Here is a 15,747-nt window from a genome sequence, read left to right on the forward strand (position 1 = left end):
TATGCAACATAACTTATAATCTTTAAATTATGTCCTAAACACTTCAAAAAATACTTTATAACATTTGCAACATGACTGTTAAGTGGAGTATTCTAGATTATAGCATCTTTGAATAAGCTATTAATAATCTTAAAATTTAAAGTCATGAAAAATTTTGTAATTGGTTTATTTTTAATTGGTTTAACCAGCCTAGGGTTTTCTCAAAACAAGAATGAAGAAACCGAAGAAGTAAAATTAGAAGATGTTGTGGTGTCCACAAATGTAAATTTGGAGTACCTCAGTAAAGTGCAAGACAAAACAATGTCAGAACATGTAAAATCTTTGGAGAATGAAGCTTCAAGATTCGATGTAAAAACAACTGATAAATTTGATGGTAGACGTGAATCCTTTAAAACTATATTTAGAGGCACGAAAGGATATATTATTGCAACCTACGATAAAGAAGGGAAAATCATAAAAACTTCAGAGAAGTACAAAGACATCAAACTTCCAGTTCCAGTTAGAAACTCTTTATTTATTGAATTTCCAGATTGGGATGTGGATAATACTACCTATGTTGTTTCATACTATGATAAAAAGGACCCAAAGAAAGTTTACAAAGTAGAAATCAATAAAAAAAATAACATTAAAACGCTTAAAATCGATTCTGATGGTACTATCAAGGATTGATGACCGCCTAAAGTCGTTCCTATATATATTTATGAGTAGTTAATTAATATTTTTTAAGTGAATGGCATTAAACAAAATCCCGCATAAATTGCGGGATTTTTACTTAGTATTCAATGTATTAATGATCTCATCTATTCGTTAGTCATACTTCAAATTTATGACCTTACGTACATCATCTAAAGTTCTAATCAACTGTTCACTAATTTTAAAAGTCATGATATCACTTTCTGTTTTCCCATCTCTTAATAGTTGATTAAAATGTTCAATTTCATAATTGTAACCAAAGGTTTGAGTTGGAAAGTCAAGTGTATTGGTAGTACTGTTTAATAGTGTTGTTATTGAAGTTGGTTCATGAAATCGCTTATTCAATAGTAATGTTCCATGTTCGCAATGAATGTGAGCCTCGGTTGGCGTTTCTTCTAACAGGGTGCTTTTTAAATGTGCTGTTAAACCATTTTTATAATGAAATGTAACAGTACACGATGCGTCTGCTCCATTTTCAAAAAAAGTAGCTTGTGCTTCAATATGATGAGGAGATCCTAAAATAGAAAGTGTAGCGAAAATGGGATAAATCCCAATATCCAAAAGGCTTCCTCCACCCAATGATTTTTTAAATAATCTGGAATTGTCATCAAAGGGTCTACTAAAACCAAAATCCGCCTCTAAACTTGTAATATCTCCTAATGTTTTTTCTTTTAAAATTTTTAAGGAATGTTGAAAATGTGGCAGAAATGCTGTCCAAAGTGCTTCCATGAGAAGTACTTTCTCCGCTTTTGCCACCGAAATCATTTCAGAAACTTCTTCGAGATTCATCGCGAAAGGCTTTTCGCATAAAACTGCAATACCCTTATTCAAACATAATAGACTATGTTCTTTATGGAACGCATGGGGTGTAGCAATGTAAACCGCATTAATTTCTGGATCTTCAGCTAAATCGCTGTACGAATTATAGGCTTTTTTTGCTTGAAATTTTGTGGCAAACTCATCAGCTTTCATCTGTGACCTTGACGCAACTGCATAAAGCTCACAATTAGAAATAGTATTAAGATCTTGCGCAAATTTATGAGCTATTTTACCTAGACCTATAATTCCCCATTTAATCTGTTTAACCTTGTTTGCCATTAAGCTTGTGAGTTGATTGCAGAATTAAAGCCAACACCATGACCATAATACAGCCCAACAAATTTAACCATAAATAAGGAAGCCAATCTAAGTACCACACCATAATTATTAATACTTGGGTGATGATGGCCGCAACAAATACAGCGCGCCCTTTGACATAATTAACAAAAAATGCTAGAAGAAAAATTCCTAATACATTGCCATAAAAGATGGAGCCGATTATATTGACCAATTGAATAAGGTTGTCAGCTAAATAAGCCACACAAGCAATTATAATAGCCAGAATTCCCCAACCAAGGGTAAACCATTTTGTGGCTTTTACATAGTGAGATTCGTCTTTGTCTTGAGCAAAATTTCGCTTGTACAAATCTAAAGAAGTGGTTGAAGCCAAGGCATTAAGCTCACTTGCTGTGCTAGACATTGCTGCACTTAAAATTACAGCTAAAAGCAAACCAATTAAGCCTCTTGGAAGATTGTTGAGGATAAAATGAATAAATACATAATCCTTATCATTAGTTTCAATACTCACAAATTTTTCATCGGCTGATTTTTGAATCAATAGTTTTGCAGCTTCACGATTAGCTTTATCAGCTTTGTTAGCCATATCAATTGCTTCTATGTAGCTGGCATCGTTGGTTTCGGCATAGGCTTCAATCAATGTTTTTTTATCATTAAAAATTTTGGCCTGTTCTTCTTGAAGGATTTTATAGTCCTGAGCAAAACTCGAATCTAAAATTGCGTTTTCGGCTGCTGGATTAAAGTTGATAGGCGAAGTATTAAATTGATAGAAAACAAACACCATTATACCAACAAGCAAAATGAAAAATTGCATTGGAACTTTTAGAAGACCGTTAAAGATCAATCCCATTTGCATTTCCTTTACAGATTTGCCTGACAGATATCGCTGTACTTGGCTTTGGTCGGTACCAAAATAAGATAGTGCTAAAAACGTTCCGCCAATTATACCACTCCATACCGTATAGCGATTCTCTAAATCGAAAGAAAAGTCAAGAACATCCATTTTACCACTTGCACCAGCAATTTCTAATGCTTTTGTGAAGGTGATATTCGCCGGTAGATAACTAATGATTAAAAAGAAGGCCACAAACATTCCTGTAAAAATCACAGCCATTTGATGCTTTTGCGTAATACTCACTGCTTTAGTACCTCCTGAAACGGTATATATAATAACTAATATGCCTATAATGATATTAAGGTAGGTGAGATTCCAACCTAATACTGCCGACAAGATTATGGCAGGCGCAAAAATGGTAATTCCTGCTGATAATCCCCGTTGAATTAAGAACAAAATTGCCGTTAAGCTTCGTGTTTTTAAATCGAATCTATTCTCAAGAAATTCATAGGCCGTATATACTTTTAAGCGATGGTATAAAGGAATAAATACCATGCAAATAATAACCATAGCCAAAGGCACACCAAAATAAAACTGAACAAAACCCATCCCGTCATGAAAGGCTTGTCCAGGGGTAGATAAAAACGTGATGGCACTGGCCTGTGTAGCCATAACCGATAAGCCAATGGTCCACCAACTAGACGAGTTCCCACCTCTTACATAATCTTGTACGTTTTTACGTCCTCTCGTTTTCCAAGTTCCGTAACCAACAATGGTTAATAATGTTCCTGCTAATACAATCCAATCTAATATCTGCATGCTCTAAAAGGATTTCATGATGAGGTAAAACACAACGAAATAAAGAATATTTGCGATAAGTACCAGTGAGTATAATTTTAACCAGGGTTGTTTTCGTGGTGTATGTGCATTCATAATTAGTCGTTTAGTTTTTGGGTTGTATTGATATTGTCTTTTCCAATGGACAGCATATTAGCAAATAGGCGATAAGCACCTGAAACGCCTTCAGGAAATTCCCTAAAGAAACTTAAGCCTGTATAGATGTAGTGACCTTTTCCATGTTTAGCTACTAGCAAGCTTCCATTTTTTGCAGACTCACCAGTATCATTCATTGATAATAGTGGTGTGAATTCATTGGACCACTCATCTGGAAAATACAAACCACGTTCTTGAGTCCATCCCTCAAAATCGGCTTCAGTGATTTTATTAGGGAAATTAAGTAATTCGTGATTTGGGTTTAAAAAGCGAACTTTGGATTGTTCATCTGTGACCCGATCTCTGGATATTTTTAAATCATAAGGAGCTAATTGATCAACTTTTAATCTAAAATTGGTATTGTACTGCACTATTAAATTACCGCCGTTTTCAACAAAATCAAAAAGCTGTTGTTGTTTGTACTTTAAGGCATCTACCGTATTATATGCGCGTATGCCCACAACAATGGCATCGAATCTACTCAATACTTCAGGAGTGATTTCTTCAGGTTTAATTATGGCAACATTATAGCCAATTTGACGCAAACTCTCCGGAACCGTATCGCCAGCACCTTCAATATAACCTATATTTTCACCTTTTTTTGCAATGTCTAATCTTACCACTTTACTTTCACTTGGTAATAATACCGTTTGAAATGGGATATGATCGTAATCAATTTCAACCAATTCTCTAGTGTAAACGGCATCACCGACGTGAACCATAGGTGTTATTAAGCCTTCACTTTGAACTTTAGGTGGAATTACTGTAAATACTAAAGTTTGTTCTTGACCCTTATTGGCGATGGCTATTTTTTGTTGTTCGGGATAAACATTCCAATCCTTTGGATGCGCAAGTTTTACATAGCCTTCAAGATTGTCTTTTCCTGCTTTTACAGCCACTTTTATTTCTTTTTGTTGATCATTTTCAAAAATGATCACCTTTTCTACCGCTTTGGCGGTTGCCTCCGGAATAATCTCAAACGGCTTATACACTTCTCCTTTTACAGGATCATTAGTTTTGTAAACAAGGGGTCTGATGAATTCAATAGGGGTTTTCTCTATTTCCAAAGTAAAGGTGGCAGTATAGGCTCTAGGTGTTTCTGGAAGGCCAATGAGTTGCTCATCTTTTACGGCATACATTCCTAAAGTTCCTTTGCTCGTTAGCCAGTAAGGTGTGGTTGGCGCCTGATTTTTGGAAATTAAAAGTGTATCCTTGAGTTGTTCTCTTTCATTATTAGCTAATGTGAATTGCTTATAGAGCTTTTTGTCTAGTCGATCAGTGATTTTCAAATTTGTAAAAACAATAGTTGCAGCGCTTCTGTTGATCATTTCAATAGTAACAGGAACTTTTGAATTGTTAGTTGCTTGATTGGTGTTTGCCACGACCTCTAAATAGAGTCCAGCACAGGCCGCTATAATAGATTTGATTTCTTCAGTTTTTATAGCTCTCCAATGCTCATTATCTAATTGTTGGATTAATTTATAAGCTTCCACCAATTTTGGAATAGATGCAGAAGGATTTCTAAAATCGAAATTATTTTGAACTTCAGAAAGTATTTCACCAATCACTTTTCCGCCTTTTACACGATTCCATGACGTATCAATTCCGTCAAATACGTTGGTTTTGTCCTTTGGCAAATCGCCTTTAATAAGTTCAATATATTCGAGTTCTTCACCACGTGATCCAGTACTTCCAAAGCCTTGCGATTTGTGTGCACTTCTACTTAATGCGGCTATTTCTGGGTTACTCAATCCACTTGAAGGAAAATAAACACCTGTGTCTAACTCCAGCAAGTTGGATTTATCGGCCTTTTCAAAATTTTCTTCACTTCCATAAAACCACCAGCTAGTATTAAAAAAAATGCGTTTGGGTTGCCAAGGTTGAAGGTTTTTCAATTGATTAGGATAGGCTGTAGATTTTCCAGCTAAATCAAAAGCTTCTACGCTTAACATCGCCGAACCTGTATGGTGACCATGCGTGCTTCCGGGCGATCTGTGATCAAATCTATTTATAATAATGTCAGGCTGAAACTTTCTGATAAACAAAACGACATCACTCAAAACTTCATCTTTATTCCAGATACTAAAAGTTTCGTCGGGGTGTTTTGAATATCCAAAATCATTAGCTCGTGTAAACCGCTGTTCTCCGCCATCAATACGTCGTGCTGCCAATAATTCTTGGGTGCGAATAACACCTAATAATTCCCGGAGTTCAGGTCCTATTAAGTTTTGACCTCCGTCACCTCGTGTTATGGATAAGTACGCCGTTTGCGCTTTTACTGCGTTGGACATGTAGGATATAAGCCGTGTGTTTTCATCATCAGGATGTGCCGCAACATATAATACCGATCCTAAAAAATTAAGTTTTTTTATGGATTCAAATATTTCGGAACTACTAGGTTTATTGGGTTGTTGTGCGTTTAAAAGAGAAGATGAAAAAAGAAATAAAAATAAAAAACGTAAGGTGTTTTGCATGATTCATTCAGTTAGCCAAAAACCAAATATAGCAAAGTAATACTGCCCGAAAGCCTGTTTTAATGTTTCTTTAACGTTGCTTAAATTAAGTCAGTGCCATCTTCAAAATCTTCAATTGCATCCTTTTCCACTAAGGTTACAGCTTTCTGAAGCATAAGATTGTTTGGGTAAGTAACGAGATCTCTATTGTCTAAACGAAGATGTAATTGAAATGCTCTAATGTCTTCTATAACACCTTCAATAGGAAAATCCTTATCATGAATTTTTATCTTGTCACCCACTTTATATGGAAAGGAGAAAAACATGATAATACCCGAAGTAATGTTGCTTAAAATAGACCAAATTGCAAAAAGACCAATTCCTATAACCGCAAATACTGATGAAAAAATCACACCCCAGTCTTTCATTTCGGCGCCAAAAATAAAGGATTCAATAATAATGGCGATAAGGAATAAGGTTACTGTAACGTAACGGCAAATCAAATGAATTCTGGCTTCATTTACACCACTTTTTCGACCTATTTTTTTGATGAGTGTATTGACAATAAGTCTAACAATGACTAGAAATAATAAAACAAATCCACTTACAATAAGTTCCGTTTGAATTGATTCGAGCATTTAAATGGGCTTTAAAATTAGAAGCACAAAGATACATTAGAAAGTTGAAAAAAATTAGTTTAAAACTAGTGAATATCTTAAACTTTTATTAATTATTGGCCTTGAGTTTTATACTATATTCTATGAGTTGGCGATGCTTATTAGGGTTTTGTAAACCAAATGCGTAGGTAAGCCCATCACATTAAAATAAGAACCTTGAATGGCGGTAATTCCTATTTGGCCAATCCATTCCTGTATACCATAAGCACCAGCTTTATCAAAGGGTTGGTAATTAAGGATATAGTAATTAATTTCTTCGTCAGATAATTCCTTAAAGGTTACTTGAGTTGTTACATTCACCGTTTTTTGAAGTTGCGTCGTCGTAAAACACACCGATGTAATGACCTCATGGGTTTTTTCACTCATGGACTTGATCATCGCAAAAGCTTCAGAAGCATCCCGCGGTTTCCCCAAAGCTTTATTTTCATGCCACACAATGGTATCGCTGGTAATGAGAATATCATTAGCATTGAGAGTGTCCTTGAATGCCAACGCCTTGAGTTGTGCCAAATAATCACTGATTTCAAAATGTCGTAATCGTAAAGGGTAATCTTCTTTTACTGGTTTCAATCGTACCACAAAATCCAAACCTAAATCCTTGAAAAATTGCTGGCGTCTTGGAGAGCTAGAAGCTAATATGATTTGATATTTGGAAAGGCTGTCGTTTAGCATTAAGTTATTAAAATGTATTTGTACAACACTAATGACAACATGCCAAAAAGCATAACTAATTTTAACATGCTACTAATATGATGAAACTCTTTTTTTGTTTCGGCATTAAACGATTTAATGCTGGTATAAATCAATGGCGCTATGATGAACACTAAAAAATAAACTAAAGCAAGTTGCTGTTTATATAAATAGGTGAGCATATAATACACCACAGCTAAAATAGGCAGGAGCGTGAGTGTAAACAATATTTTAGTGGCACGTTCACGTCCAATAGCTATAGGCAGGGTATTCATTCCAGCTTTATAATCGCCATCAATATCTTCGATATCTTTTGCGAGTTCGCGAACCAAATTGATGATAAATGCAAAAACAGCATAGTCTAAAAGTATTTTGAAAAAGGTGAGTTGGGTTTCCTGATTTTCGGGCGTTATAACGGGGAGCAATTCAAACAATCCTACTATAAGAATACTCAAAGCAACTAACAACGAAATGACAATATTGCCAACCAATAGAATTTGTTTTAAGTAGGACGCATAAACATAAAGCAATGCCGATATCACCACAAAAAGGGCGAAAAATCCACTTTTCCCAACCATATGTGATAAGTAATACCCTATACCAACACCAAGGAAATTAAAAATTATAAAAAGGTAATTTGCTGTTTTTTCGGAAATGGTTTTTCCAATGATGACCATGTTGGGTTTATTTACTTTATCGGTTTCAACATCATAAATATCGTTGATAATGTTTCCTGCCGCTGCGATGCAAATTGTTGAAAGAACCAATAAGGAAAACCCAAATCCATTTAAGGTTATGGTTACTCCAAAAGGCTCAAACAAAGCATACTTGATGAGGATTTGCACCAATGCAATCATAAGTAAATTTCTCCAGCGAATGAGGTTTAGAATGTTCAGCATTTAGTTTTTGGTTTGTAGTTGTATGCAGCTTTTAAAATGGAACTAAATTTAATCATATTTAGCATCAAAATTACCATTCCATTTTCCTTGAACCTTAAGCACTTGTTCAATCACATCCCTTACTGCGCCCTTGCCGCCGTTTTTGTGGGATACATATTTTGAAATTGCCTTAATTTCGGGAACAGCATCTTGTGGACAGGTAGGTAACCCTATGAGTTTCATGACTGGGTAATCTGGAATATCATCACCCATATAAAGTACATTTTCAGTTTTTATATTATTAGCGTTGAGGTATTCGTGTAACTGATTTATTTTGTTGTGAGCGCCTAGGTAAATATCCGTAATCCCCAATCCTTCTAATCTTACCCTAACACCTTCATTGGTGCCTCCAGAGATTATGCAGATTTTAAATCCGGCTAATAATGCAGTTTTCATTGCAAAGCCATCCTTGGTATGCATGGTCCGTAGCATTTCACCGGAAGTGGTTAATAGAATAGTACCATCAGTTAACACGCCATCGACGTCAAAAATGAAGGTTGTTATATGTTCTAAATATTCTTTATAGCTTTTATCTTCCATGAGTTTTTTTAATAGCATTGGTTAAAAGTTGGTATATCGCTTTGTGATCTTGATGTTCTAATAGCTTGAGATGTTTTTTAATTGTTTTTTTATCATTACGTTTTGCTGGGCCTGTTTGCGCCATGTAGGGTGATATATGTTGCACCTTTTTTGCTGTTTCTAGGATTAGCGGTTTTAAAATATCAAAATCAATACTTTTGGCGTCACTAATTTCATGTGCAACCCTATAAAGCTGATTGGTGAAATTATTCACAAATACGGCCGAAAGATGTAGCGTTTGTCGCTGTTCGGTATTGATTTTGTAATAAGTACTACCAAGGGCTTTGGCTAAAGTTGATAATGTTTTGAAATCTTCTTTTTCAAGTGTTTCAATACATATAGGAACATTTGAAAAATCCAATTCAGAAGATTTTGAAAAGGTTTGCAGCGGATACAATACACCACGTTTATGTTTTTTATCGAGGTCATGAATGCCAACACTTCCAGAAGTATGAACTACCAAGCGGTTTTCAAAAGGCAAAGCTATTGACAGTGGTTTTACCGCATCATCACTTACAGCTATAATGTAAACGTCAGCTTCAACCAAATCATTAAGGTTATTGGTAATTGAAACTTGATTTTTATAGGATTCAATAGATGGAAGACTTCGGTTATACCATTGACGAAGGTCCACGTTTTTGGCCTTATTTAACGCATGGTATAAGTGAGTAGCAACATTGCCGGCACCGATAAGTACAACTGAAATCATGATGCTAAAATAAGTAAGTATTGCATGATATAAAAGCAACAAAGTTTATCTTTGAGTAATTATGAGTAAAAACGATATCAGAAACCGCGAGGATGTATTTCTGCTAGTTACAAAATTCTATGAAAAAGTAAGGCAGGATACTATCTTAGGACCATTTTTTAACGAAACCATAACCGATTGGGATAGCCATTTAGACCAACTTACTACGTTTTGGGAATCGAGCTTGTTTTTGAAAACAAAATATTTAGGAAACCCATTAGAAACTCATATAAAAATAGATAGAGACCATAATCATACCATAACCGAATTGCATTTTGGCATTTGGCTCAATATATGGTACGAAACCATAAATAAATATTTTGAAGGTGATTATGCTGAAAATGCTAAACGTAGAGCCAGAAAAATGGGAACTTTTCTTTATCTCAATATCTTTCAGGCACGAACAAATAATTAAGAAAATAGATTGTGATTTTGTTTGTTTTTTGGATACAATTAACATGTTTAACCCAACAAAAAAGCTTAAATTTGCACGATTAAAATTAGAAGCTTCTCAAAATGCCTAAAACACTTTCTAATATTCTATTTTCAACGCGACTTACAGCTATTTTATTTATTGTTTTCGCAGTAGCCATGGCTACAGGAACATTTTTAGATGCTGGTCAAGAAACTTCACCAACTCCATACACTAGAGAACTTATTTATAATGCCTGGTGGTTTGAAGCAATAATGGTGTTTTTTACCATAAACTTTATAGGTAATATTTCAAGGTATAAGCTCTATAAAAAAGAAAAGTGGGCAACCTTAACGCTTCATGTTGCGTTTATCTTTATTCTAATTGGGGCATTTGTGACACGTCATATAGGTTATGAAGGTATGATGTCCATTAGAGAAGGTGATACTGAAAACACTTTTTTATCTCGTGAAAATTATATAACGGCTTATATTGATGGCGATTATATGATTAATGGTGTACAACAGCGATTAGTGCGTGAGTTTCCTGTTGACTTTTCTGAACGTTTGAATAATGATTTTAAAGAAGAAGCTAGCTACAATGGTCAGATAGTCACGTTTGAATTAGAAAAATTTGTAGCAGGTGCTGAAAAAGATATTGTTCCTGATGAAAATGGTGAGGCTTACTTAAAAATTGTTGAAACCGAGGGAGGACGACCACACAATCATTTTTTAAAGGATGGTGAAGTACAAAGTATCCATAATATCTTGGTGTCGCTCAACAAACCTGAGATTGGTGCTATCAATATCACATCAACAAACGAAGGTTTGTTTATTGAATCGCCGTTTGAAGGTGAGTATATGACGATGGCTACGATGGCTACAGGCAAATTAGTGAAGGATTCACTTCAGCCTTTAGTTTTAAGATCACGTTATGTGATTGGAAACCTTCAAATGGTATTTCCAAAGCCTGTAGTAAAAGGTACTTTTGATATTGTAAAAAAGCCCGAAATCTTAAAAGGTGATGAAGAAGGTTTGGTGCTTAAAGTAACTTCTAACGGTGAAACCAAGAATGCATTGCTATTGGGAGGTCAATATATAAGCAATCCCTTCGAGCAGATTGAAGTGGGCGGTTTAGAAATCGCACTTAAATATGGCCCTAAAGTTAGAGAACTGCCATTTAGCGTGAAACTTAATGATTTTATAGCCGAACGCTATCCAGGGACAGAAAACAGCTTTTCTGCTTTTGCGAGCGAAGTCACTGTTTATGATTCCGAAGAAGGCGATTTTAACTACCGTATTTTTATGAACCATATTTTGGAGCATAAAGGTTATCGTTTATTTCAGGCAAGTTTTGACTCTGATGAGAAAGGTTCAAAGCTATCCGTCAATCATGATTTCTGGGGGACTTGGATTACCTATTTTGGGTATTTTATGCTATACTTTGGTCTGATGGCTATTCTTTTTGATAAGCATACACGGTTTGCCGATTTAAAACGCTTTTTAGAAAAGGTAAAAGCTAAAAAGGCTAAAATGCTAACGCTTATTGTGTTGTGTATTGGACTTCAAGGGTTTTCACAACACACTCCAGATGATGGGCACGATCATCAGGCGCCAACCAAACCAACAAAAACCCAAATAGATTCCATAATTAGAGCGAATATTACCCCTAAAGCACATGCTGATAAGTTTGGGAGTTTGGTAATTCAAGATTATGGTGGGCGAATGATGCCCATAAATACCTTCGCATCAGAAGTGTTACGCAAAGTAAGTAAACAGGATACTTATGAGGAATTTGATGCCAACCAGGTGTTACTCTCTATGCAAGAAAGCCCGTTGTTTTGGTATAACGTTCCCATTATTTATTTAAAACCAAAAAAAGGAGATTCCATTAGATCGATTATAGGTGTTGATAAAAATGCAAAATATGTAGCATTAACCGATTTTCTTACTGAAGATGGAACCTATAAACTAGGTCCTTATTTAGAAGAGGCTTACGCAGCTCAAGTTCCAAATGGGTTTCAAAAAGAATTCAAGGAAACCGATCAAAGAGTCAATTTGTTGTATAACACCATAGAAGGGCGTTCTATGAAAATATTTCCGGTACCTAATGATGATAATAATAAATGGATTTCGCCAGTAGAATATCGTGAGGAAGGGTATAAAGAAAGCCTAAAAGACACACTTTATGGAACTTTTATCAACAACGGATTTAATTATTACATTTCGGAGTTGTATAGAGCAAAAACAACCAAGGATTTTTCTTCAGCCGATAATTTATTACAAGGATTTAAGAAAAATCAGCAAAAATTAGGTGCTGAGGTTATGCTTTCTGACCAAAAAATAGAAACAGAGATACTCTACAATAAGTACGACATCTTTAAAAAGCTATTTAGTTGGTATCTATATGCAGGTACGTTTTTATTTCTAGCCTTAATAATCCAAATATTTAAAGAGCGTAATAAACTTATTAATTTAAGTGTTGCTGTTTTTAAGTGGATTATTTTAGGCTTATTCTTGTTGCATACTGCAGGCTTAATTGTGAGATGGTATATTTCTGGTCATGCGCCTTGGAGCGATGCTTATGAATCGATGATTTATGTAGCCTGGGCAACTATGTTTTTTGGTTTGGCGTTTGGACGCAAAAGTGACCTTACCATTGCATCAACAGCCTTTGTAACGGCCATGCTATTAATGGTTGCGCACTGGAGTTGGATGGATCCTGCCATTTCAAATCTGCAGCCTGTATTGGATAGCTATTGGTTAATGATTCATGTGGCGGTTATTGTAGCGAGTTACGGGCCGTTTACATTAGGAATGATATTAGGAGTAACATCTTTATTGTTGATGATTTTTACCACGTCTAAAAACAAGGAAAAGATGGCCATCAATATTAAAGAACTTACCATCATCAATGAAATGGCCTTGACAGTTGGTTTGGTGATGCTTACCATAGGAAACTTTTTGGGTGGAATGTGGGCAAATGAAAGCTGGGGGCGTTATTGGGGATGGGACCCAAAGGAAACTTGGGCCTTAATTAGCATCATGATATATGCCTTTGTGATTCACATGAGATTGGTGCCAGGACTTCGCGGACGCTTTGGTTTTAATTTAGCAACTATTGTGGCGTTTTCAAGTATTATGTTTACGTATTTTGGGGTTAATTTTTACTTGTCCGGGTTGCATTCATATCAATCGGGACAGCAAATAGCAAGTTTTCAAATAATCTCGATTGCTGTTGGGTTAGTGGCAGTATTAAGTATTTTGGCTTACAGAAAATATGCTAAATATTACCAAAAGTAATCTAGATGAATTCCAGAACATAGAGGTAACAAAGGCCAAATGCAATGGCTAGTCCAAAGCTAATCAGAGTTCCAATTAAAATGTATTCTGTTAGTTTTCGGTCTTTGGCTCTAGATAAGTCTCCAAATCTAAACACGGATTTGGCCGCTATTAAAAACCCTATGCCTTCCCAATAGTTCATGATGATGAAAGCAAATACAAAAAGACGCTCGAGAATACCGATGTAGGCACCTGCATCTGCAAGGGATTCCTCATTCATATCTTCCTCTAATTTCCATTTTGAAATAATCACTTTCATGATAATTGAAGATACTTTTGTGATACAAATTATACAGGTCACAAACAAAAGTAGTTGCGTTGTGAATAAAGTATCCAAATCAATAGTATATGGTTCGTATAATCGAACTACTAGTGCGATGACTATGAGATGTGCAAGCTGATCAAGTCCAAATAATAAGCGCTGTTTACCTTTCGTACTGAGATGGAGTTTTAAAACATCTATCCCAAAATGAGTTACAATAATAATCAGTATTCCTAACCAGTAGTAGAAGTCAGCCTTTAGGACCACTATTACTGCTAATAAATGCACCAGTATATGCCAATACAAATATTTAGAACGGTGCTTATTTGCTTCCTTGTCTTTTACCCATTTTAAAGGTTGAAAAACAAAGTCGCCAATTACATGAGCGAGGAGAAGTTTAATAAATAAAGCTAACATAAGGACTGTATTTGAGCATTATAATATTGAATAAGTTTAGTTAATTCATCATACCCCGCTCGCTTCAAGACTTGACTAATATTGCCCTGAGTTTCTCCAAACAACTCAGCAAGCTGTTGTTGGTTGAATGAAGGATGTTCTAAGCTTGCTTTTACCAAAAGCGACATTTTTGGTGTCCAATTGGTTAAGGTAAGTAAGGCTAATTCTAACATTAAATTTAGCTGAATGTCGAATTCATTAAAGGGTGATTTAATAGCTAGTGTTGTTTTTTTTAACTGTTCAAAACACTCTCCTGAATTTACAAAAGCACTCCCATTAGACTCGGTAATGTGTTTAGAGCTATATGTTTTTTCTCCAATACCAATCGCTAAACGCACATCCATTTTTTTGAATTGTTTTAGACTGGCTTTAATTAGAATGGCAGCTTCGAGCGCGTTATCTGGATTTAACTCCAATTGAAAACTGTCACCTCTATAGATTTCCCAATGTTCAGGAGTATCTCCATAACGTGTTAGTGTTTTTTTAAGAGCGTCAAGCCATATTTTTGGCTGATGTTCTTTAGAGTTTATGATATCTCCTGTAATTACACTTGTCATTATAATGGCTTCTTATATCAAATGTATCTTTTTTTTATGAGAAATACAAAAATATTATTAAATAAGCTAATAATGATAAATATTATTAAATAAGCTAATAATTAAAAATATTAGATGTTATGTATTGAATTTCAAATTAATGAACAGAGGCGTTGTTAAAAAGCTTACGTAAATTTTCAGATCTAATGGTATTGAAGTTGTCAATAACCAAATCGGCTTCAGAATAATCCTGATTTTTAGAATTCGGACTTTTAAAGCCAACACAAAATAAATCCGCCGCTTTTGCAGCTTTTATACCATTGGTTGAATCTTCGATAACCAAACATCTCGAGTTTTTATACCCTGTGGCTTTTGCAGCGTTGATAAAAATTTCGGGATGCGGTTTAGAGGCTTTTAAATCTGCGCCACTCATTTTGGTCTTAAAATAAGCATCAAGGTCAAAGCGTTTAAAAATTTTATCAATATTAGGCATAGAAGCCGAAGAGGCCAAAACTAGCGTCATACCGTTTTGGTGGTAATCTTTTATGAGTTCAAGAACACCTTCAATAAGCTTCAAATCTTTATCATTTTCAAACAGGAAATTAAAGTGGTCTCTTTTAATGTCCACTAAAGTTTGAGGGCATAAAGGAAGTTTGAAATGCTCACACAAGCGATTACAAATATTATATGTAGATTGTCCGGTAAACGACTCATAAAGTGAATCGGACACATCAATATTCACATCTTTAAACATTAAACGATAAGCTTTGTGATGAAGAGGTTCGGTGTCAACAATAACCCCATCCATATCAAAAATGACTGCTTTTATCATGGGTTGGTTTTTTACGAAGATATTAGTTTTCTGAATAAATGATGGCATCCATTTTGAAGTTTTGGAATTATTTCCCACTTTTGTAAAACTATGATTGTTTAAATTATATTTCAGGAATTAAGTCACAACACTTTCGTGACATTAACTGCCAGGTCATTTCTAACCTGGTAATGTCTATTTTTTAAT

The 15,747-nt window shown here is 35.1% G+C and carries 14 protein-coding genes; 3 read left to right on the forward strand and 11 right to left on the reverse strand.

Translation table 11 applies throughout. The features are described 5' to 3' along the window. The first annotated feature begins 144 nt into the window (after positions 1-144). The gene (locus ACFO5O_RS04710) at positions 145-669 is read left to right on the forward strand and encodes a nicotinate-nucleotide adenylyltransferase (protein WP_387961412.1); all 525 of its coding nucleotides are present in this window, start codon (positions 145-147) and stop codon (positions 667-669) included. 138 nt (positions 670-807) lie between these two features. Here ACFO5O_RS04710 and ACFO5O_RS04715 read toward each other — a convergent pair whose 3' ends face one another. The 8 genes from ACFO5O_RS04715 to ACFO5O_RS04750 form a co-directional block, all read right to left on the reverse strand. Then, positions 808-1,791: a Gfo/Idh/MocA family protein gene (locus tag ACFO5O_RS04715; RefSeq protein ID WP_387961414.1), complete on the reverse strand. Its 984-nt coding sequence runs from the start codon at positions 1,789-1,791 to the stop codon at positions 808-810. Continuing rightward, on the reverse strand, positions 1,775-3,463 hold the full coding sequence (locus tag ACFO5O_RS04720; RefSeq protein ID WP_387961416.1) for a sodium:solute symporter family protein: 1,689 nt from the start codon (positions 3,461-3,463) through the stop codon (positions 1,775-1,777). The genes ACFO5O_RS04715 and ACFO5O_RS04720 overlap by 17 nt, the downstream gene beginning before the upstream one ends. A gap of 116 nt (positions 3,464-3,579) precedes the next feature. Then, the gene (locus tag ACFO5O_RS04725) at positions 3,580-6,111 is read right to left on the reverse strand and encodes a PIG-L family deacetylase (protein ID WP_387961418.1); all 2,532 of its coding nucleotides are present in this window, start codon (positions 6,109-6,111) and stop codon (positions 3,580-3,582) included. 80 nt (positions 6,112-6,191) lie between these two features. After that, complete coding sequence (locus ACFO5O_RS04730) at positions 6,192-6,728, reverse strand: mechanosensitive ion channel domain-containing protein (RefSeq protein ID WP_387961420.1); 537 nt, start codon at positions 6,726-6,728, stop codon at positions 6,192-6,194. A gap of 120 nt (positions 6,729-6,848) precedes the next feature. Then, a complete protein-coding gene (locus ACFO5O_RS04735; protein WP_387961422.1) occupies positions 6,849-7,439 on the reverse strand; it encodes a Maf-like protein in 591 nt (196 codons plus the stop codon). After that, on the reverse strand, positions 7,439-8,356 hold the full coding sequence (locus ACFO5O_RS04740; protein WP_387961424.1) for a geranylgeranylglycerol-phosphate geranylgeranyltransferase: 918 nt from the start codon (positions 8,354-8,356) through the stop codon (positions 7,439-7,441). The genes ACFO5O_RS04735 and ACFO5O_RS04740 overlap by 1 nt, the downstream gene beginning before the upstream one ends. 48 nt (positions 8,357-8,404) lie before the next feature. Beyond that, positions 8,405-8,935 carry a KdsC family phosphatase gene (locus tag ACFO5O_RS04745; protein WP_387961901.1) on the reverse strand — a complete coding sequence of 177 codons (531 nt, stop codon included), beginning with the start codon at positions 8,933-8,935 and terminating at the stop codon, positions 8,405-8,407. After that, the gene (locus ACFO5O_RS04750; protein WP_387961426.1) at positions 8,925-9,683 is read right to left on the reverse strand and encodes a Rossmann-like and DUF2520 domain-containing protein; all 759 of its coding nucleotides are present in this window, start codon (positions 9,681-9,683) and stop codon (positions 8,925-8,927) included. Before ACFO5O_RS04750 ends, ACFO5O_RS04745 begins: the two co-directional genes overlap by 11 nt. Before the next feature lie 61 nt (positions 9,684-9,744). Here ACFO5O_RS04750 and ACFO5O_RS04755 point away from each other — a divergent pair, with 61 nt between their 5' ends. After that, positions 9,745-10,137, forward strand: coding sequence for a group III truncated hemoglobin (locus ACFO5O_RS04755; RefSeq protein WP_387961427.1), 393 nt, complete (start codon positions 9,745-9,747; stop codon positions 10,135-10,137). A 101-nt stretch (positions 10,138-10,238) separates the two neighbouring features. Next, complete coding sequence (locus tag ACFO5O_RS04760; RefSeq protein WP_387961429.1) at positions 10,239-13,436, forward strand: cytochrome c biogenesis protein CcsA; 3,198 nt, start codon at positions 10,239-10,241, stop codon at positions 13,434-13,436. A gap of 1 nt (position 13,437) precedes the next feature. Here the strand turns inward: ACFO5O_RS04760 and ACFO5O_RS04765 are convergent, their stop codons facing one another. From ACFO5O_RS04765 to ACFO5O_RS04775, 3 genes are all read right to left on the reverse strand, one after another. Further along, entirely contained in the window at positions 13,438-14,154 is a 717-nt protein-coding gene (locus ACFO5O_RS04765; protein ID WP_387961431.1) for a DUF3307 domain-containing protein, read from the reverse strand. Next, on the reverse strand, positions 14,148-14,750 hold the full coding sequence (locus tag ACFO5O_RS04770; protein WP_387961433.1) for a transcriptional regulator: 603 nt from the start codon (positions 14,748-14,750) through the stop codon (positions 14,148-14,150). The genes ACFO5O_RS04765 and ACFO5O_RS04770 overlap by 7 nt, the downstream gene beginning before the upstream one ends. Before the next feature lie 136 nt (positions 14,751-14,886). Further along, complete coding sequence (locus tag ACFO5O_RS04775) at positions 14,887-15,561, reverse strand: HAD family hydrolase (RefSeq protein ID WP_387961435.1); 675 nt, start codon at positions 15,559-15,561, stop codon at positions 14,887-14,889. Positions 15,562-15,747: the final 186 nt, after the last annotated feature.

The organism is Geojedonia litorea (genome assembly GCF_042654525.1).
In the GTDB taxonomy this organism is placed as follows: domain Bacteria; phylum Bacteroidota; class Bacteroidia; order Flavobacteriales; family Flavobacteriaceae; genus Geojedonia; species Geojedonia litorea.

Coding starts and splice junctions, on each gene's coding strand:
- ACFO5O_RS04710 (WP_387961412.1), top strand. CDS start 145: ATGAAAAATTTTGTAATTGGTTTATTTTTAATTGGTTTAACCAGCCTA.
- ACFO5O_RS04715 (WP_387961414.1), bottom strand. CDS start 1,791: ATGGCAAACAAGGTTAAACAGATTAAATGGGGAATTATAGGTCTAGGT.
- ACFO5O_RS04720 (WP_387961416.1), bottom strand. CDS start 3,463: ATGCAGATATTAGATTGGATTGTATTAGCAGGAACATTATTAACCATT.
- ACFO5O_RS04725 (WP_387961418.1), bottom strand. CDS start 6,111: ATGCAAAACACCTTACGTTTTTTATTTTTATTTCTTTTTTCATCTTCT.
- ACFO5O_RS04730 (WP_387961420.1), bottom strand. CDS start 6,728: ATGCTCGAATCAATTCAAACGGAACTTATTGTAAGTGGATTTGTTTTA.
- ACFO5O_RS04735 (WP_387961422.1), bottom strand. CDS start 7,439: ATGCTAAACGACAGCCTTTCCAAATATCAAATCATATTAGCTTCTAGC.
- ACFO5O_RS04740 (WP_387961424.1), bottom strand. CDS start 8,356: ATGCTGAACATTCTAAACCTCATTCGCTGGAGAAATTTACTTATGATT.
- ACFO5O_RS04745 (WP_387961901.1), bottom strand. CDS start 8,935: ATGGAAGATAAAAGCTATAAAGAATATTTAGAACATATAACAACCTTC.
- ACFO5O_RS04750 (WP_387961426.1), bottom strand. CDS start 9,683: ATGATTTCAGTTGTACTTATCGGTGCCGGCAATGTTGCTACTCACTTA.
- ACFO5O_RS04755 (WP_387961427.1), top strand. CDS start 9,745: ATGAGTAAAAACGATATCAGAAACCGCGAGGATGTATTTCTGCTAGTT.
- ACFO5O_RS04760 (WP_387961429.1), top strand. CDS start 10,239: ATGCCTAAAACACTTTCTAATATTCTATTTTCAACGCGACTTACAGCT.
- ACFO5O_RS04765 (WP_387961431.1), bottom strand. CDS start 14,154: ATGTTAGCTTTATTTATTAAACTTCTCCTCGCTCATGTAATTGGCGAC.
- ACFO5O_RS04770 (WP_387961433.1), bottom strand. CDS start 14,750: ATGACAAGTGTAATTACAGGAGATATCATAAACTCTAAAGAACATCAG.
- ACFO5O_RS04775 (WP_387961435.1), bottom strand. CDS start 15,561: ATGATAAAAGCAGTCATTTTTGATATGGATGGGGTTATTGTTGACACC.